Raw genomic sequence first — 20107 nt, forward strand, 5'->3', positions numbered from 1 at the left:
ATTATCCTTTTCTTTGTCTTGCGTCGGTCGCACGTTTAAGCGCTTGACCCACATTATTTATACTCAACATCAATACCAGGATCAGCAATGATGCGGGTAACCAGATCCACCATCTGAACTCAAGGGTCTGCGGATTTCTCGCATAGCTTACTAGAGTACCCAGACTGGGTGTACTTTCTGGAAAACCAAAACCTAGAAAGGATAGGCCTGATTCCAATCCAATATTAGCTGCCAGATTCAAGGTCATCGTTACGATAATGATAGAGCTTAAGTTCGGCAGAACTTGCGTGAACATAATTTTTAGATTGGAGGAGCCTAGGGTCTTAGATGCCTGAACATAATCCAATTCCTTCTCTTGCAATGTCTTGGAACGAATTAGCCTGGCAATCCCCATCCAAAGAAATGCTGTCATGATAAAGGAGAAGGTCAATGTATTGTACTTAGGAACTGCGCTGACAAAAGCTATAACAATCATTAGAAAAGGTAGAATCATGAAGAAATCCACAATACGCATCGCGACATTATCTACCGTTCCCCCAAAGTAACCTGAGACTAAACCTACCAGAATACCGATAATTCCCGTAAAAAAAGTAACCATAAAGGCAATAGACATGGAATTTCGTGTTCCTATAATTAATTGACCGAATACATCCCGTCCTCCATAATCAGTCCCCAGCCAATGCACAGCCGAAGGCTTCTCATATAGGGCGAACAAGTCAACCGTGACAATTTCTTTCTGATCTAAAAATAAGGAGATCCCATATACAGCAGCAATAATCGTAAATAGGAAAATCAATGAGATCAGTGCCAGCTTATCCCGCACCATCTCCCGCCAAACAATTTTGAAGCCCGATGGACTTTTATCAGTTTCCTGCAGCAGAGCTATCTCTGCGCTCGTCTTTGCCATTTCATTCACCCCAAAGTGTTCATCTTCTTATTTAATCCGGATACGAGGATCTACGATACTTAAAATAATGTCTGATAACAACGCACCGACGATGGAAGCAACCCCATACAGAAGAACAAGAGCTGTTACCACGCTGAAATCCCGAATCGTTATCGAACTTAGAAACAGCAAACCCATTCCTGGATAGCTGAAGATCGTTTCAACGAACACCGTACCACCGATTAGTCCAGTGATCTCATATCCAAAAAATGCAGCGATCGGCAGCAAGGAGTTTCTCAAAATATGACGATTGTATACGCGTGACTCCGAAGCCCCTTTAGCTCTAGCAGTGAGAATGAAATCTTTTTGCTTCGTATCAATGATCTCATTTCTCAGATATTGTACAGTCCCAACCGTTGCAATTAGCGCCATAGATAGCGCAGGCAGAAGCAGATGATAGAATTTACTCCAGAAGTGACTTAGTGTACCTGGAACTTCCCCGGGACTGACACTGCCGCTGGTAGGAAACCAATGAAAATGAAACCCGAAAACCCATACCATTAAGAGTGCAAATATAAACAACGGTGCAGCAAATCCAATATAGGTATAGCCAGTTATCAAGCGATCCAGCCACGAATCGTTATAACGTCCGCTGGTAATACCAAGCGGGATAGCAATAAGGTATGTAAGAATCAGCGTAACAATGGCCAGCCAAAGGGTATTCATCAGGCGTTGACCGATTAGCTCTGAGACCGGCATTTTGAAACGGAAGGACTGGCCGAAATCCCCTTGTATCGCTTTAGTGATCCAATCCCAGTACTGGATGTACCATGGATCATTTAAACCGAGCTTTTCTCTCATCGCATCAATGGCCGCCGGGTCAATATTCGGATCAAGCATTCCTGAAAGTGCGTCACCAGGCATCGCCTTCGCCATAAGAAAAACAAGAATACTTAATAGAACTACTTGAGGGATCATTATAAGAATTCTACGAACGATAATCTTCCACATATTCTCAACCTTTCTCAGGCAAGGCTACCAGATGAGTCTCGGAAATTGATTTTAATGGATAAGCCATGCCTTCTTCATCAAAATAATTCCGGTGCGCTTGTTCATATTCCTTGCTTACTGATTTTCTAAACTCCGTCTGCTTTTCTCTCTGTTTCGGATCAATATCAGGAATGGCGGCAATGAGTCGTTTGGTATAAATATGCTGAGGATTGTCAAAAATATCTTTAGCAGTCCCTTGCTCCACATGTCGTCCTTTATACATAATCCCTATGTGATCGCACATATGCCTGATGATCCCGAGATCATGACTGATAAATAGAAAAGTAAGATTCAGCTCTTTTTGAATGTCCTGCATGAAGTTAAGCACTTGTGCCTGTACTGAGACATCTAGCGCAGATACCGGCTCGTCAGCAATAATAAGCTTTGGCTTGAGTGCAATTGCTCTGGCAATTCCGATCCGCTGCCGCTGGCCGCCAGAAAATTCATGCGGATATTTCAGGATGTTCTCAGGACTTAAGCCTACCTGTAAAAGCAATTCCTGCACCCGGCGTTTTTCTTCCCCTGGAGACATTTTTTCGAAATTACGCAACGGTTCTGCAATAATATCGAGTACACGCTTCTTAGGATTTAAGGAAGAGTACGGATCCTGAAAGATCATCTGAATGTCTTTGCGGACATTTCTTTGCTTACGTACACCCCTCAAGGCCAAATCTTGCCCTTCAAAAATCACGCTGCCGCTAGTAATAGAATTAAGACCTATAATCGCGCGACCCGTTGTCGTCTTCCCGGAACCAGATTCACCAACCAGACCATAGGTTTGCCCAGCTTCAATGGTAAAATTAACATTATCGACAGCCTTAACTACGCCAACTTCCCTTCGAAAAACACCGCCGTGGATTGGAAAATGTACTGCTAAATTTTTAACCTCAAGAAGTCCCATTGTGGATTGCCTCCTCGTTAGTATCAGGGAAATGGAAATTGTTATAACAGGTGCAGCGAACGAAATGTCCGGGTGCGACTTCATGCAGCTGTGGGTTCTCCTCATGCTCCGATTCAGGAATCCAAGGCGTCCGTGCCGAGAAACGGCAGCCCTTACGCGGAAGGTTTTGCAGTGGTGGAACAATCCCCTGAATCACATGCAATCTGGATTTCTCTTCTTTTGCCGTTGGAATGGAGTTTAATAAGGATCTCGTATACGGATGTTTCGGATTAGACGTCAACGTAAAAATATCTGCGATTTCGACGATTTGTCCGGCATACATCACCGCAACACGGTCAGCCATTTCGCTTACAACCCCTAAGTCATGAGTGATTAAGATAATGCCTGCTTCCATATCGTTTTTTAATTTTTTAATAAGTTCAAGGATTTGTAATTGGATAGTCACATCTAGTGCTGTAGTAGGTTCGTCGGCGATCAAAAGCTTGGGTCCATTGGCTATCGCAATGGCGATAACCACCCGCTGCCTCATGCCACCGGATAATTCGTGGGGGTACTGCTGATATGTATGCTCGGGACGGGAAATTCCAACCTTGGTCAAAAGATCAATGACCTTCTCTTTTCTCTGTTTCTTAGAAAGCTTGGAATCGTGTAGGATAAGTACTTCTTCAATCTGTGAGCCGATGATCATTAGCGGGTTTAAAGCGGATAAAGGATCTTGAAAAATCATAGACATTTCTTGGCCGCGCAGCTTGTTTAGTGCAGCAGGAGACATGGTAACGATGTCCTGGCCCTTGTATTTGATTTGTCCGTCAATTTTGGCTCTGGTGTGCAGCCCCATAATTGAAAAGGCGAGCGCACTTTTTCCTGAACCAGACTCTCCAACGATAGCCAGAATTTCATTTTTGCGAACAGACAGGGTAACATCATCAACCGCAGCATAATAGTCGTCTGCAATTCTGAACGATGTCGACAAATTTTTGATTTCTAGTAGTTCTTCGCCCATATTCATCACCCTAACGACAAGGATTTCAAAATTAACACAATGAAAATATTATGTAAATTTTGATATAAATAGTGTTGATTTTCATGAAACATTTTGAAATAACCAATGTGATGATAATTAACACCATTAAGAATACTACCAGTAGTTCAATCGGAAATAAAAATGAACATCTCGTAACTTTGTAGTTCATTTTAATTAACTTATGGTAAATTATCAATCTTTTCCTATAAAAAATTTTCAATCGATGTGATCAAAAGTAACGTAGGCAACAAAAAAACGGCTCTAGGCCGCCTTTTTTCGGGAATTATTTAGTTCGTCTGAAAGTTAAAATCTTTTGCTTTCCAGCATGAAATTGGAAGGTATTACAGTCGCTAGCTGGGTTACTGCTCCCGCCGAAGCTTTTGATTATGACGAATCTTAATCTCGTTGCCTTGCTCAGTTGCTTGATAAAAAACACGCTGAGAAATCTCCTTAGGCAAATACTCCTGCTTTACATAATGCCCCGGAAAATTGTGCGGATATTGATATCCTTCATGCCCTAACGCAGTTGCGCCTTTATAGTGCGTATCACGCAGATGCAGCGGTACCTCCGCTGATTTGATCTCATCCATACTTGCCATTGCATTGGAAATAGCCATAACCACAGCATTAGACTTCGGACTCTCCACGGCAAAAAGAATAGCTTGGGCAATGTTCAGCTTCGCCTCTGGCCAACCATTGTTTCGATAAGCATCCAGCGCACTCACCGCTTGAACCATAGCTTGGGGATTAGCCAGGCCGATATCCTCACTGCTGGCTGCAATCAGGCGCCGAATAAAAGTCATAGGGTCCATTCCAAGCTTTTCTACCGCATACAGAAACCAAAACAACGCGGCGTCGCTGGAACCGCGGATACTTTTATGAAAAGCGGATAGCACATCATACTGCGTCGATTCATCAGCCTTCACAATGGGGCGCCGAATGGATTCCTCCGCCACCTCCAGCGTAATATGAACACTTCCATCAACTTGCGGCGCGGTAGTCAGGGCTGCCAGCTCCAGCGCATTTAGTGCCCGGCGAATGTCTCCATTAGCCATAGTTGCAATATGCAACAAAGCCTCTTCATCGACCTGAAGCTCCATAAATCCAAGACCTTTATCTTTGTCCGCCAAGGCTCTGCGCATCGCGATCAGACTGTGTTCACTCGTTAATGCCTCCAGCTGAAATAAGGTGGAGCGGCTCATAAGCGCCCCATTAACATAATGGAACGGGTTCTCTGTAGTCGCTCCAATGAAGGTGATGGTCCCTTTTTCTACCGCTGGCAAAAGCGCATCCTGGCGTGAGCTATTAAATCGATGCACCTCGTCCAGGAACAGGATCGTCTTTGTGCCGTACAATGTTTGATTGTTCTGAGCTCGCTCAATAACCTCCCGTACATCCTTCACGGTAGCTTCCACCGCATTCAGACGTACGAATTCCCCTTGTGTGTGATGAGAAATAATATGCGCGAGTGTCGTCTTACCGCATCCCGGGGGACCATAGAGCAAAATCGAAGAGACTTGATCCGCCTCAATCGCTCTTCGCAGCAGCTTCCCCCGACCTATGATATGCTCTTGACCAATATATTCATCAAGATTCTCCGGTCTCATCCGGTCCGCAAGCAGCCGTCCGCCCCCGGTGTCCTCTCCGAAAGAAAATAAATCCATAACTCCACTTCCTTGCTATATTCTTGTAAAAGCTCAATATAAATCCCTCTCTATCATACCATATCACAGGGAAGGATTAGGATGTCCTGCCGGTTCAAGGTAACAGTATCAGCATAGACTTATTTTACGCCAAAATAAAAAGAGCATGATCTCGTCTTAGAAAGGCGGGAGCCATGCTCTTTTTTCAAAATATAAGAAAGTATAGGTTTCACGCTATACTTTATCCTTATGATTTCTCGCATAACGCTTACCGTCCTTATAAGGACGCCAAAGGCGTTTATGCTTGAATTGCAAGCTAGCAATTTACTGCCAGCCGCATTTTTGATATGATTTTACGAATGCTTTCTTCCGATAGATGGTACTTCTTCTGAAGTTCCGCTACGGAATCACCGCTTCGATGACAACTGAAAATTTCCTTGTTCCGGTTCGCTATTTCTTTCCTCGAACCGCTGTTCTCGCCCCATCGAACCCGCTCTTCCGTCCTCTTTGGGATGTAGAGCAGTTCACCTTGGATGTATCCCTGAAGCTCTTCGAGCAAGCCAGGGGGGAGCACATCCTTCCCATTTACATAACTCAACTTGCATTTCCTCCTTCAACAGGTGTGTCCCTATGCGTCGGTCAACTAAGTTTTTAGTTATAATCACGTCACCTGCCTCCTTTCTTCTCCTCATATTTGGAAAAATCCGTAATTTCATTATATAAAAACCTTTTGGTAGCGTCTACATTCGATTTCATAAATTTCGTTCTTATGGATAAGTGTGGTACTTCTTATGTTAGTAATAAGGAGGCCATAAGGCCTCCTCGCTTTAAGCAGGTTTCCGTCTTAAACGGAAACCACCTCGTATACTGAAATCATTTCAATCAGCCTCCTTCCAGAAGTGTTCTTGCCCGGCCGGACACTTATTATTAAGCCATACCTATGGGGGAGTTACAAGACCAAGAACAGTTATAACCATTCTCCACCAGTCTTACTCCCCCTCAGAATCGCTTCCAGCCGCCGTTTGCACATAGGAAGGAACTTCCCCATTATGGAGCAGCCACAGCTCATGGAGAGCACGTGTACAGCCGACATACATCAGCTTCGCGTCCCAAGCCGTCGCTCCGTAATGGTCTTGATCGGCATCTGCTAAGATCACTGCATCGAACTCCAAACCTTTTGATAAATAGACAGGCAGCACCGATAGCCCACCCTGATATTGGGTCATACTGCCATCAATCAGATGAATATCTTCAAAATGCTGTGACAGCTCCGCATATAGTTCTGCAGCCTCATGAAGATTTCTTGTTAGGACAGCCACCGTACGGTATTCCCTTCCTGACAGAGACTTCAGTGCAGAGGTTATTGTCCGCAAGCGAGCTTGCTCATCAGCTATCAGCTTCCCGTTATCCTCGCCGTAGGCGATCATACGCACGGGATCTCCACTACGAAACACAGGAACGGCCAGCAATGAGCTTTCCACACCTGAAGATAGAATTCCATTAGCGAAGTCTATAATTTCCATAGTAGAACGATAGCTGCGTGTCAGCGCGTGATAAGCCGTGTTCTCAGGGGTAAACAACGTCTGCATCTCTTCCCACGCGTGTACGCCTTTATAGGCATGTATACCCTGCGAGAGGTCACCCAGGATCGTAAAGGAATGGCCTCGCACATATAAATCCAGAACGGCAATTTGGAAAGGTGAAAAATCCTGAGCCTCATCGATTACTACATGGTCAAAGCGAGTAACGCCCTCATCACCGTTCAAAAGATAATGGATATACAGCAGCGGAGGTAAATCCTCTTCACGTATGATGCCTTTTTTCAGCTCTTTTGCCGTTTCCTTCAGTACAGCTGCCGGAATTTCCTCAGGCGGTTCAATCGGCCAATCCTCAGGAAGTTTAGCTGCTCGGAAAATTTGCTTATAGATCGTTAATGGATCATATTTAGGCCATTTGGCACTATAAGCCTTCTCTCGCTGCGCGCCTTTTTTCTTGCGATCCTTCATAGCAGCAGCTGAAGGGCTCTTCTTCAGTTCCATCTCAATCCAGCGATGAATCCGCGCCATTACCCGTTCCTTGCGCTTAGCTGGAGGATAGGGAGCATACTCCTCATTATGCCAGCGCAAAATCATAGAACGGCGTAGCACCGCACCCTCCCACGGGCTAAAATCACCCTCAGGTACGGAGCTGCTTTCCAATAGCTTGATGCTGGACTCTATGATTCCCATCAGCACCGTGGAACCCTTGAAGCGCCCCGGTGTCTCTTCTGTAATTACCGGCATGCCCCCAGGGGTTTCGAACCAGCGGTTCATCGTCTCTGTCGCATCCTGTTCCGGCAATTCCAGTCCTAGTACATTAGCCGCCCAATCCGGAAATGTACTTTGAGCAATATTACCTACCCCGAGCTCAGGCAATACATCCGAGATGTAATCTAAAAACATCCGGTTTGGTGCAAAAATGATCATTTTTTCCGCAGAAACCTGATCCTTGTATTGATACAGCAGAAAAGCAAGCCTGTGCAGTGCAACGGTTGTTTTACCGCTTCCTGCCACGCCCTGAATGATCAGCGCTGTATTCTTGGCAGCACGGATAATCTTGTCCTGCTCCTCTTGTATGGTCGATACGATATCCCGTAGGCGATTATCCTTATTCTCCCCAAGTCGATAGACGAGAAACTCATCTGATACTATCGGTGCATCGCTTTCCCGATTGTACGTATCCGCGACCCGCTCCAGAATTTGCTTCCGAATCACGACGTTGCGTTTGAGGTATACCAGCCCCTCTATCAATCCCTCAGGAGCTTCATAGGAGGCTGGCTCGGTACCGCCGGTAAACGAATAGAACAGGCTTGCTACCGGTGCGCGCCAGTCGATGACTAGCGGACGGTCGCTTACCTGCTCACGGTCTACGCCGATTTTGCCTATATAGAGTGCCTTCCGTTCATTCTCATCATTGCCTTGAAAATCAAGCCGTCCGAAATAAGGCTCCTGCCTAAGCTTGGCAAGATCTTTGCGCTTCTGATCACGGTTCGCTTCCAGCACCTGTTCCGTATAGTCATGTCCCGTGTACACTGGTGTCTGCTGGAGCTTCTCCAGCAAAGTGTCAATTTCAGTAAGCGCTTGATTCAGCCTGTCTTCTTCCTCTTGATAGGCACTTTGAAAGTTGTCTTCCAATTTCAGTTACCTCCTAAAAGTTTATCGAGCTTAAATTTTCATGCTCCTACGCCCATTTCTCACGCAAAAGGATACCCATTGTAGCACAATCAGCGCTTAAATACCAAATCTTTCAAATGATTTGACTAAACTTATAAGTTCTCCAACCTAAAACCCTTTGGTGCTCCTTAGCTCGCACAAGCGTCGAATATTCAGGACACACCAAAGGTGTTTTTGCCTTTGGTTTCGGCGTACACGCACATTTAGCTCCAATCAACGGTATTTATACCTTTGGTTTCGGCGTACACGCACATTTAGCTCCAATCTACGGTATTTATACCTTTGATTTCGACTTCTACGCGCATTTGGCTCCAATCTACGGTATTTATACCTTTGATCTCGACGTCTACGCGTATTCGGCTCGAATCTACGGTATTTATACCTTTGGTTTCAGCGTTCGCTCACGTTCGGCTCCAATCAACGGTATTTATACCTTTGATTTCGACTTCTACGAGCATTTAGCTCCAATCAACGGTATTTATACCTTTGATTTCGGCGTCTACGCGCATTTAGCTCCAATCAACGGTATTTATACCTTTGATTTCGGCGTCTACGCGCATTTAGCTCCATTCTACGGTATTTATACCTTTGATTTCGACGTCTACGCGCATTTAGCTCCAATCAACGGTATCTATACCTTTGATTTCGACATCTACGCGTATTCGGCTCGAATCTACGGTATTTATACCTTTGATTTCGTCGTCTACGCGCTTTTAGCTCCAATCAACGGTATTTATACCTTTGATTTCGGCGTCTATGCGCTTTTAGCTCGAATCTACGGTATTTATACCTTTGATTTCGACGTCTACGCGCATTTAGCTCCAATCGACGGTATTTATACCTTTGATTTCAACGCTGGCTAATAGAGCTGATTAGTGAACAACAGTTCCCTCGCAATCAAAGAAACTGGATGCCGCACTATAGCACAGCCTGCAAAATAAAGTTAGCTACAAACAAACCAGCAATCCCATACAGCGCAGGTGGCACTTCCTTCCCTTTGCCCAGCGCCAGCTTCACAATTGGGTAGGTAATAAAACCAAAAGCCATACCATCCACAATGCTATAGGTGAATGGAATCATAACCATGATTAGAAAAGACGGGAACAGCTCGGTCAAATCACTCAAGTCCATCTCACGCACATTCTGTACCATAAGTCCGCCGATCACAATCAGGATCGGTGCGATCGCACTATCGGGAATATAGGATAACAACGGAAGGAATAAGAAGGTCGCCCCGAATAGAAGCCCTGTCACCAGCGAGGTGAGACCCGAACGCCCGCCCGCAGCTATTCCTGCATTGGATTCTGCAGCGGCCACGACTGGACTGCTTCCGAAAAGACCCGCGGCGATATTGGCAAGCGAGAGCGCACGCAGGCTGCTTTTGAAGCGTTCTGGACGGCCTGCCATCATCGTCTGTGAGGCTACAAGACCGATATTTTCAAATACAACGATTAACAATAACAGGAATACAGCAATCCAGAACACAAGGCTCACAATACCGCTCCAGTCCATTCCGAAAAATAGGCCGCCATAACCTGAGAATACATGCCCTGAAGCTTGTTTTTCCGGTGCATGTGCAGCTCCCAGAAGATAGGCTAGTCCTGTACCAACCAGCATACTTATCAGCAGGCCGCCGTTAGTTCCCCGGATAAATAACACTAAAGCCAGCAATAAAGTCACACAGGATGTAATAACTGCAGGATCACTAAAATGTCCTATGGCAACAAAAGTAGTCTGATGGGCAATCACTATCCCGCTCTTTTGCAGCCCTATAAAAGTCAGAAACAGCCCTATACCGACTGTAATGGCATGCTGCAGGTTTTGGGGAATTGCCTCACTAAGAATACGATAAAGTGATGTAAAGGCCACGATAGCGAATAACACGCCTGTTATAACGACTACAGTAAGCGCCTCTCTCCAGTCCAGCTTCATGGAATGAACAAGCGTATAAGTGAAAAATGCGTTAATCCCCATCCCCGGAACCACGATGATAGGCGTCTTCCCGCCAAAAGCCATCAGCAGACAGCCGGTAATAGCAGTCAACAGTGTAGCCACCATTGCAGGTCTAAGCGGCATCCCCGCGTCATGGAGAATCGTCGCATTCACCATAACAATATAAACTGAAGCAAAATAGGAGAGAATCCCTGCAGCCCATTCCCGTTTCCAGTCATTCTCAGGCGCAAGCCCCACACTATTTCGCCAAAAATTCGATTTCATGTACAAAAACCTCCACTGATATTAAGTTCCGCAGGCGGATATTACCCGGATTATAAATCTAATAATCAGCCGTTCATCCCGGTTCAGCTATTATGCCTATTTGTGGCCTGCTTCTTGCAGAACCCGCCTGTTTAACGACAACAAAAGGGCGTACGCAGCCGGATTCCAGCTACTCGCCCTTTTGTCCATTACTCTAATCCTATATCTATAATTGAAACAGCCTCAGCTCAGCGATTCACTTACAAGCTGACGCCTCCAGCCTCAAGCAAATCACGCACGGCAACGCTGACCATGATTAGGCCGGCTACCGGTGGAACAAATGAATTGCTGGCTGGCGGTTGTTTCGCTTTACGTCGATCCGGCGCATTCTCCGGAACAATCTTGTCCGTAACATCCTGACGTGGCTTCATTGGCGGCTCCGTAGAGAAGACCACCTTCACGCCTTTCTTAATCCCATCCTTACGCAGCTTCTGGCGAATGACACGGGCAATCGGATCATACGTTGTCTTGGAAATGTCCGCTACCTGGAATCTTGTAGGATCCATTTTGTTGGCAGCGCCCATGCTTGAGATCATAGGAATTCCCCGTGACAGACATTCTTTAATCAAATGGACCTTGTAGATAATCGTATCCGAGGCATCAATCACATAATCCGGTTTCAGCTTGAACAGTTCCTCATAGGTTTCTTCCGTATAGAACATGTTCAGCGCAATCGCTTCACATTCCGGATTAATCAGCTTCACGCGATCCACCATCAGTTCGGCCTTCTTTTGCCCAACCGTAGTAGTAAGTGCGTGAATCTGCCGATTCACATTGGTAATGTCGACAGAATCCTTATCAATCAGAATCAGTCTGCCGATCCCGCTACGAGCCAATGCCTCAACAGCCATACCGCCAACACCGCCGATACCAAGTACCGCTACTGTGCTGTTCTTCATAATCTCCAGACCTTCCGGTCCGATCGCCAGTTCCGTACGTGAGAACTGATGCAGCATGAGGTCAGCCTCCTTCAAAAGCTATGGCGAAGCAGAAATCTGCCTCGCCCGCTTTATTTAATTATTCTTTTTCTTTTTCTTTCTTTGGTTTAAGAGCCAGCTTAATATGCAGTTGCTCCAATTGTGAACCGTCTACTGGTGCAGGTGCATCCATAAGCAGATCCGTTGCACTTGCCGTTTTCGGGAATGCGATGGTTTCGCGCAGATTTGTACGGCCCGCCAGCAGCATGATTAGACGATCTAAACCGAAGGCAATACCACCATGTGGAGGTGTACCATATTCGAACGCATCCATCAGGTAACCGAACTTCTCGTAAGCAACCTCTTCTGTGAAGCCGAGAGCTTGGAACATTTTTTCCTGTACTTCACGTTTGTAAATCCGCATGGAGCCACCGCCTACTTCATAACCGTTCAGAACGATATCGTAGGCTTGTGCACGAATTGCACCTGGATCTGTGTCAAACAGATGCAGATCCTCTTCACGCGGACGAGTGAACGGATGGTGTTCTGCTACATAACGTTTCTGATCTTCATCATAACCAAGCAATGGGAAGTCAGTCACCCAAGCGAACTTGAACACATTATCGTCGATCAGACCCAGCTGACGTCCGATTTTGACACGAAGGGCGCCTAGAACGTCCGCTACAACCTTTTTGGTATCAGCGGAGAACAACAGTAGGTCGCCTTCTTCAGCGCCTGTACGCTCCTTCACAGCGGCAATTTCTTCTTCAGTGAAGAATTTGACAATCGGTCCTTTGAACTCGCCGTCTTTCACTTGAATCCAAGCCAGACCTTTCGCTCCATAACGCGCAGCATAAGGTCCGAGATCATCGATTTCTTTACGAGTCCAAGTCCCACAGCCTTTAGCATTTAGACATTTCACTTCTCCGCCTTTTTCGATCACAGAAGCAAATACCTTTACGCCACTTGTTGCAACAATATCGTTCATTTCTACAAGCTCTAATCCAAAACGCAGGTCAGGTTTGTCTGAACCGTATTTGCCCATTGCCTCAGCATAAGTCAAACGTTGGAATGGAAGCTGAATATCCGCTCCTACAGTTTCTTTGAACAAACGCTGCATTAGGTTCTCCATCATGCCAAGCAACTCATCTTGAGACAGGAATGAAGTCTCGATGTCCACTTGTGTAAATTCCGGCTGGCGGTCAGCACGCAAATCTTCATCACGGAAACAACGAGCAATTTGATAATAGCGTTCAACGCCACCCACCATCAAAAGCTGCTTGTAGATTTGTGGAGATTGAGGCAATGCGAAAAATTCGCCTTCATGCACACGGCTTGGCACCAAATAATCACGCGCACCTTCCGGTGAGCTCTTAGTTAGGATTGGTGTCTCTACGTCAATAAATCCTTCACTGTCAAGGAAATCGCGGAAAATCTTAGAAGCTTTCGAGCGTAGCAACAGTGTTTTTTGCATCTCCGGACGACGCAGATCCAGGTAACGATATTTCAGACGAAGAGATTCGTCTACTTCCACTCCATCTTCGATGAAGAATGGAGGAGTCTTAGCAGTGTTCAGCACTTCGATATCTGTAATTTGAACTTCAATCTCACCTGTTGGCAGATTGCGGTTAATGGTTTCTTCATCACGTTTAACCACTTTTCCTTTGACAGCCAAAACATACTCACTGCGAACCTTATCTGCAATTTGCAGTGCTTCGCCGGAGTAGTCCGGGTTGAATACAACTTGCACAATACCGCTTCTGTCACGCAGGTCAATAAAAAGTACGCCCCCAAGGTCGCGGCGGGTCTGGACCCATCCGTTTAAGGTTACCGTTTGTCCAATATGTTCTGGTGTTAATTGCCCACAGTTATGACTTCTTTGCATAATTCACCATTCCCCTTTTTATTTAAAAATACATTTCTACTTAAAAAGTCTTCTTCTATACCAACGCCTGAGCCAGCTCTTCGAGCTTCACAGTCTGCTGTTCCCCTGTGCTCATCGACTTCAGCGCAATTACACCATTCTTCAGCTCGTCTTCGCCAAGAATCGCAGTATAACGTGCCGACATACGGTCAGCTGACTTCATCTGCGCCTTCATCTTCCGGCCGAGGTAGTCGCGTTCTGCCGAGAACCCTTGGCTACGCAGAAAGTATAGCTGCTTGGAGATTTCAATGTCAGCCTCTTCGCCAAGAGCTACAAAATACACATCCAGTGGCTTCGCAGTCTCCAGCTCTACCTTCTGATCCTCCAGAATAAGAAGAATACGCTCCAGCCCGATCCCAAAACCAATACCCGGTTGATCCGGTCCACCGATTTCTTCAACCAAACCGTTGTACCGGCCTCCGCCGCCTACGGTATCAATAGAGCCAATGCCAGCTGCTTTATATTCAAACGCAGTATGCGTGTAATAATCCAAACCACGTACAAGACGAGGATTAATCGTGAACTCTACACCCATAATGTCGAGATGCATCTTAACCTTCTCAAAATGAGTTATGCATTCATCATCCAAACTGTCCAAAATAGAAGGGGCATCTGTAAATTTATCCTGATCCACCTTGCAATCCAGCACACGAAGCGGATTACGCTCGATTCGACGCTGACAGTCACTACAGAGGTTATCCTTCATCGGTCTAAGGAATCCCAGCAGCTTCTCCCGGTAAGCCGCACGGCTTGGTGCATTACCCACGGAATTAAGCTCCACTCTTACATCCTTAAGACCTAGATCCTTATAGAACTGATAGCCCATAGAGATTACTTCTGCATCAATAGCCGGATCCACGGCCCCAAACGCCTCAATCCCAAACTGATGGAACTGGCGATATCTTCCGGCCTGCGGACGCTCATAACGGAACATAGGTCCGATATAATACAGCTTGCTTACATCAGGTTCACCGTATAGCTTGTTCTGAACGTAAGCTCGCACGACACCAGCCGTTCCTTCTGGACGAAGAGCCAAATCACGGTCGCCTTTGTCCTTGAACGTATACATTTCGCCTTCCACAATATCCGTTGTTTCGCCTACTCCACGTTCGAATAACCCTGTGTGCTCAAACATAGGTGTGCGAATTTCCCGATAGTTAAAACGGCGGCATAAATCTCTGGCCTTCCCCTCAATATACTGCCATTTCTCCACAGCACCCGGAAGCACGTCCTGCGTTCCTGTTGGTTTCTCGAATCTTTCTTTAGCCACAGTCTATCCCTCCTAAAAAATAACCCCTCTAAAGCTGTTCTCTTCATCTGTTTCTATTGCAGAAAAAGCAAAAAATCCCTCGCCCTGTTTTATAAAAAAACAGGGACGAGGGATTATCATAACCAATAATACACCACGTGGTACCACCCACATTCCGGATCAGTAAAAATATACTGAAGCCGCTCAAAGCGGTTAACGCCCGCCTACGCGTAAACGGCTACTGATCGCGGCAATCAACACTGCCCACTTTCGCCGTACGTTCTCGGGGAGGTCATTCATTCGCTCATCAACAGAATCCTTGCAGCCAAGCGATACCGTTTCATCATCCACTTAAGTAGATGTCATCCGAATCGACAAGGGATTCTTCTCTGGAGTTGTGGGTTCTCGAATTACTTGGTCCCGTCATCAAAACCATATGATAAAATCGTATATTGTTAATATTCTACTGAACTACTGCATTAAAGTCAAGGTAGTAAAAAGGATGCCTAGTATAAATTTTGACAGCTTCCGAGTTTTTTATTCAGCAATTATATTGTAACAAAAAAAATGACCTGCAGCCGAATGCTGCAGGTCCATCATCATATATTATTAAAAAGGGGGTCATGCCTTTATTATAAACACGCTATATTAAGGAATCATGTACGTAATATTACGATTATATTACATTCCATGAAAGCGGTTTATTTTTAATAGAATACTATTCGAATTGTTCAACATAAGCTCCTTTGCCCCGGAGGATTTCCACAACTTCATTATAATTCTCTTCTGCTATACTTAGCTCCATCACATAACGAAGTTCACTTAAATCCCCATCTTCGAGATCTCCTTCTGCCACGTTCGCACTAACCTGATCTTCATTCACACTATAATGCGTTTCAGGGTCAGCCCGTGTGTCGGAGGCGGCAATGCCAGGAACCAGCATAGCTCCAGCTGCAGGTGTGCTAGCCGTTCCAAGCGTTCCAGTTGTGCCTGCGACTACAGATGCACTATCCAGTGGAATGATTGGAAACAGAATATTACGATCATTGCCGATAGGGTCCGTGAGTGGCCAAACCTCCAAGCCATCCACCTTATAGCTAATCAATGCTGTTTTTGCGCCTTCTGCTTCATTTTCAGTTCTGAAATACGCTTGGATTTTTCTGCTCATTGCCATTACCTCCTTGGATTATAAGACTCTTATTTAAATATTGCTTATTTATTTCAGGACCTTCAATATTTCACGAACAAATGCAGGCTCATCTTTTGGTGTACGCGAAGTAATGTAATTGCGATCAACCACTACTTCCTCATCCTTAAACTCCGCGCCGGCATTTACAACATCATCCTTCAGCGGAGGATAAGAGGTAATGGTGCGTCCCTTAAGCAAGTCTGCACTGATCAGAATTTGCGGTCCGTGGCAAATAGAGGCGATAGGCTTGCCTGCTTCATTTGCTTCTTTTACAAACTTCAAAATATCGGCATTTTGCCGTAAATTCTCGGGGGAAGAACCACCCGGGATAACAATCGCGTCATAATCACTTGCTTGAACCTCGGCGATCGCCTTGTCTGCTGCGTAGGAGACTTCTTTCTTTTTACCCAGCAGGGTCTCCCCTTTTTTCAAACCAATAATGTCAGCTTGATGTCCTGCCTTTATAATTTCATCATAAGGAACCTTCATTTCAGAATCTTCAAAATCATTAGCCAGTAAGAAAGCAACGTTACTCATGTGATAGTTTCTCCTCTCTGTCTTTAGCAATTAATGATGTTCTTATTATTCTTTCTTGTGGTCTATTACCCTTATGAGGATGCTTTCTAACCTTTAATCGGAAAAAAGGCTTCATTCACAACACCGAAAAAGCCGCCTTTTCCACCCGCTTCAGGTACGCGGCAAGAGATTGCGGCTTCTTCCTTTGATTACTAATGGTTCGGTCTCGCCTTCTAGCTTTTTGGCTAATGCACAGGCTTCCATAGGACTCCCAGTCGGTAGTGCCGGGATACTTCTCCATACCCATGCCTTCTGTGATTGTCTCATTCTTAAACTCCCTGCCTTATGCGTGATATCTGCCTGCATTTAGTTTATCCAGCCCAAAGAAGCTCTATCCGCATAAAAAAAAGATGTCGAAAGTTAGCTCCGGCCAGAAGCAATCTTCGACATCCTCTATTTCGTTAGCTGCGGCTATCCAGAATGAGAGTAACTGGGCCCCAATTGGTCAGCGACACATCCATCATCGCTCCAAATATGCCCGTCTCCACCTGAAGACCTCCAGCTCTAAGCTCTTGATTAAAATAATCATAAAGACGCTCGGCCTCCGCAGGAGCTGCAGCTCCCATGAAATTCGGCCGTCTTCCCTTACGGCAATCTCCGTATAAAGTAAACTGGGACACTGAAAGAATAGCTCCGTTAGTATCCGTGACACTATAGTTCATTTTGCCAGCATCATCTTCAAAAATACGCAGTCCAGCTATTTTATCCGCCAAATATTTGGCATCCTTCTCCGTATCTTCATGGGTAACGCCGACAAGCAGCATCAGACCATTGCCAATCGCTCCGGTCACTGTCTCATCCACGGTTACTTTGGCGTCCTTGCAACGCTGTACTACAACTCTCATCGCACTACTTCGCTCCTTGCCTTATTGCATGATCCGATTCACTGTATATACATCTTTGACTCGTTTCACTTTATCTACAACGGATTGCAGATGCTCCGTATTACGAATAAGGATGGTCATATGAATCATTGCCATCTTATTCTTGTCAGAGCGCCCAGTGACCGCTGAAATGTTCGTTTTGCTCTCGGACACTGCCTGCAGTACTTCATTGAGCAGTCCATTGCGATCATGGCCTGTAATCTCAATATCCACACTGTAGTTTGCTTCCATCGTGCCTTCCCATTCCACTTCAATCACTCTAGCTGCTTCTTCTCCGTCACCTTCACCCGGAATGTTAGGACAATCCTGGCGGTGTACAGATACGCCCCGGCCCCGTGTAACATAACCTACAATGTCGTCACCCGGAACCGGGTTGCAACATCGTGCAAAACGAACAAGTAAGTTTTCAATTCCTTTTACACTAACACCATTGGTAGGTTGATTACGTCTCTCGCCGGAAGACTTGATCTCCTTCATCTCTGAAGTAAGCTCCAAGTGATTAGCAGCTTCTTCCTGCTCCTTGCGCAGCTTCTCCGTCAAGCGGGAGGCAATTTGCGAAGCGGTAATCCCACCAAAACCAACGGCAGACAACATATCCTCTACATCATTAAAGGCAAATTTTTTCGCAGCTTCCAATAGTTTTTCATCAGAAATCCACTCGGAAACTTCGACATTCAGGCGCTTCAGCTCACGTTCAATCGCTTCGCGACCTTTTTCGACATTTTCCTCACGTTTTTCTTTTTTGAACCATTGCTTAATTTTGCTTCTTGCGTGAGAGGATTGTGCAATTTTAAGCCAGTCACGGCTAGGTCCGTAAGAATGCTTAGACGTCAAAATCTCAACAATATCGCCCGTCTTCAGCTTGTGATCAAGCGGCACGATCCGCCCGTTCACCTTGGAACCAATTGTACGATTGCCCACTTCTGTATGAATGCGGAACGCGAAGTCAAGAGGCACAGAACCGGCAGGAAGCTCGATAACCTCACCTTTAGGAGTAAATACAAACACGAGGTCTGAGAAAAAATCCATTTTCAGTGATTTTACGAACTCTTCGGCATCCTTAGCTTCATGCTGCAGCTCCAATATTTCGCGAAAGAAAGGCATCCGATTCTCCGGATTAGCATTATTACTGCTGCCTTCTTTGTATGCCCAGTGTGCGGCTATCCCGTATTCTGCCGTGCGGTGCATTTCCCAGGTGCGAATTTGCACCTCAGTAGGCTCTCCGCCTGGTCCTACCACAGTAGTATGCAGAGATTGATACATATTGGCTTTCGGCATAGCTATATAATCTTTAAAACGCCCCGGCATTGGCTTCCATAAGGTATGAATAATTCCAAGGGTTGCATAACAGTCCTTGATATTATCCACAATGATACGAATGGCCAGCAGGTCATAAATTTCATTAAACTGCTTGTTTTTTGTGCTCATTTTGTTATAAACACTGTAAATATGCTTCGGGCGGCCGGAAAGATCACCTTCAATGCCCATTTCATCCAGCTTGGCACGAATACGGCCAATTACGCTGTCGATAAATTGCTCACGCTCGGCCCGCTTCTTATGCACCAGATTAGCAATCCGGTAATACTGCTGCGGGTTCAAGTAACGAAGCGCAATATCCTCCATCTCCCACTTAATCGCGGAAATCCCCAGCCGGTCAGCTACAGGACAGAAAATCTCCAACGTCTCATAAGAAATACGGCGCTGGCTCTCTTCAGATTGGTATTTTAACGTTCGCATATTATGCAGACGGTCCGCCAGTTTAATGACAATAACCCGGATATCCTGAGCCATAGCAATAAACATTTTGCGGTAATTCTCGTTCTGCTGCTCTTCCTTTGAGCGAAAGCGAATGCGTTCCAGCTTCGTTAAGCCGTCAACAAGCATTGCGCAGGTATCGCCAAATTTAGCGCGGATTTGTTCCAGTGAGACCGTCGTATCTTCCACCACATCATGCAAAAGCGCTGCAACAATAGATATAACATCCATTTGCATATTGACGACAATATCTGCCACCGCCAGCGGATGCAGAATGTATGGCTCCCCCGACTTGCGGATCTGCCCGTGATGAGCCTGATCGGCAAATTCATAAGCTTCCCGGATGCGGAGAAGATCTTTATCTTTTATATAGGCGCCAGCCTTATCAATTAATCGCTCAATGCCCATTCTCGTCGTATCCGATTCCTTTCTATAATAAAATGAACCCGCAACTGTTCAAAAATCTGCAGGTTCCAATCATTTCATTTGTCCAAGCTTACTTACGCCCTTATTCAAAGTTGTCTATAATTATGAGGCTTAAGGAGGATTACGTCAACACTTGCCATCTCATGGGATTCCAGAAGTAAAAGTAATTAAATTCGGACAAATTAATAACACTTGTGAAAATGTTGTTGTAAAAA

Annotated in this window: 18 protein-coding genes; 1 reads left to right on the forward strand and 17 read right to left on the reverse strand. The window is 45.6% G+C overall.

The window, feature by feature from the left end:
• Window position 1: 1 nt before the first annotated feature.
• From NSQ66_RS23560 to NSQ66_RS23590, 7 genes are all read right to left on the reverse strand, one after another.
• Complete coding sequence (locus NSQ66_RS23560; protein WP_051490985.1) at window positions 2-907, reverse strand: ABC transporter permease; 906 nt, start codon at window positions 905-907, stop codon at window positions 2-4.
• Window positions 908-934: 27 nt separating this feature from the next.
• On the reverse strand, window positions 935-1897 hold the full coding sequence (gene opp4B / locus NSQ66_RS23565; RefSeq protein ID WP_036677612.1) for an oligopeptide ABC transporter permease: 963 nt from the start codon (window positions 1895-1897) through the stop codon (window positions 935-937).
• A 4-nt stretch (window positions 1898-1901) separates the two neighbouring features.
• Window positions 1902-2837, reverse strand: coding sequence for an ATP-binding cassette domain-containing protein (locus NSQ66_RS23570; RefSeq protein WP_036677615.1), 936 nt, complete (start codon window positions 2835-2837; stop codon window positions 1902-1904).
• A complete protein-coding gene (locus NSQ66_RS23575) occupies window positions 2824-3840 on the reverse strand; it encodes an ABC transporter ATP-binding protein (protein ID WP_036677618.1) in 1017 nt (338 codons plus the stop codon). The genes NSQ66_RS23570 and NSQ66_RS23575 overlap by 14 nt, the downstream gene beginning before the upstream one ends.
• A 380-nt stretch (window positions 3841-4220) precedes the next feature.
• Window positions 4221-5525 (reverse strand): replication-associated recombination protein A, encoded by a 1305-nt coding sequence (locus tag NSQ66_RS23580; RefSeq protein WP_036677622.1) that lies wholly within the window; start codon window positions 5523-5525, stop codon window positions 4221-4223.
• 295 nt (window positions 5526-5820) lie between these two features.
• Window positions 5821-6102 (reverse strand): CD3324 family protein, encoded by a 282-nt coding sequence (locus tag NSQ66_RS23585; protein WP_036677625.1) that lies wholly within the window; start codon window positions 6100-6102, stop codon window positions 5821-5823.
• Window positions 6103-6493: 391 nt separating this feature from the next.
• Window positions 6494-8677, reverse strand: coding sequence for a UvrD-helicase domain-containing protein (locus NSQ66_RS23590; protein ID WP_076141543.1), 2184 nt, complete (start codon window positions 8675-8677; stop codon window positions 6494-6496).
• Between the two features lie 344 nt (window positions 8678-9021).
• On the opposite strand from NSQ66_RS23590, the gene NSQ66_RS23595 reads away from it, so the two are divergent.
• Entirely contained in the window at window positions 9022-9579 is a 558-nt protein-coding gene (locus tag NSQ66_RS23595; protein ID WP_076141542.1) for a hypothetical protein, read from the forward strand.
• Between the two features lie 55 nt (window positions 9580-9634).
• On the opposite strand, the gene NSQ66_RS23600 is transcribed toward NSQ66_RS23595, so the two are convergent.
• The 10 genes from NSQ66_RS23600 to NSQ66_RS23645 form a co-directional block, all read right to left on the reverse strand.
• Window positions 9635-10933 (reverse strand): NCS2 family permease, encoded by a 1299-nt coding sequence (locus NSQ66_RS23600; protein WP_036677630.1) that lies wholly within the window; start codon window positions 10931-10933, stop codon window positions 9635-9637.
• A 239-nt stretch (window positions 10934-11172) separates the two neighbouring features.
• Window positions 11173-11928, reverse strand: a complete 756-nt coding sequence (locus NSQ66_RS23605) for a tRNA threonylcarbamoyladenosine dehydratase (RefSeq protein ID WP_036677632.1) — start codon at window positions 11926-11928, stop codon at window positions 11173-11175.
• Between the two features lie 61 nt (window positions 11929-11989).
• The gene (aspS, locus tag NSQ66_RS23610; protein ID WP_076141541.1) at window positions 11990-13774 is read right to left on the reverse strand and encodes an aspartate--tRNA ligase; all 1785 of its coding nucleotides are present in this window, start codon (window positions 13772-13774) and stop codon (window positions 11990-11992) included.
• A gap of 55 nt (window positions 13775-13829) precedes the next feature.
• Window positions 13830-15083, reverse strand: a complete 1254-nt coding sequence (gene hisS / locus NSQ66_RS23615; protein WP_036677635.1) for a histidine--tRNA ligase — start codon at window positions 15081-15083, stop codon at window positions 13830-13832.
• 192 nt (window positions 15084-15275) lie between these two features.
• Window positions 15276-15413, reverse strand: coding sequence for a hypothetical protein (locus NSQ66_RS23620; RefSeq protein ID WP_170914233.1), 138 nt, complete (start codon window positions 15411-15413; stop codon window positions 15276-15278).
• A 367-nt stretch (window positions 15414-15780) separates the two neighbouring features.
• Window positions 15781-16230, reverse strand: coding sequence for a hypothetical protein (locus NSQ66_RS23625; protein ID WP_036677637.1), 450 nt, complete (start codon window positions 16228-16230; stop codon window positions 15781-15783).
• 48 nt (window positions 16231-16278) lie between these two features.
• Window positions 16279-16788, reverse strand: coding sequence for a type 1 glutamine amidotransferase domain-containing protein (locus tag NSQ66_RS23630; protein WP_076141540.1), 510 nt, complete (start codon window positions 16786-16788; stop codon window positions 16279-16281).
• Window positions 16789-16938: 150 nt separating this feature from the next.
• Window positions 16939-17094: a hypothetical protein gene (locus NSQ66_RS23635; RefSeq protein ID WP_170914232.1), complete on the reverse strand. Its 156-nt coding sequence runs from the start codon at window positions 17092-17094 to the stop codon at window positions 16939-16941.
• 134 nt (window positions 17095-17228) lie between these two features.
• Window positions 17229-17672, reverse strand: a complete 444-nt coding sequence (dtd, locus tag NSQ66_RS23640) for a D-aminoacyl-tRNA deacylase (protein ID WP_036677641.1) — start codon at window positions 17670-17672, stop codon at window positions 17229-17231.
• 21 nt (window positions 17673-17693) lie between these two features.
• Window positions 17694-19874, reverse strand: coding sequence for a bifunctional (p)ppGpp synthetase/guanosine-3',5'-bis(diphosphate) 3'-pyrophosphohydrolase (locus NSQ66_RS23645; RefSeq protein ID WP_036677643.1), 2181 nt, complete (start codon window positions 19872-19874; stop codon window positions 17694-17696).
• Window positions 19875-20107 lie beyond the last annotated feature (233 nt).

Origin of the sequence: Paenibacillus sp. FSL H3-0329, assembly GCF_037963285.1 — a bacterium.
Classification (GTDB): domain Bacteria; phylum Bacillota; class Bacilli; order Paenibacillales; family Paenibacillaceae; genus Paenibacillus_AQ; species Paenibacillus_AQ odorifer.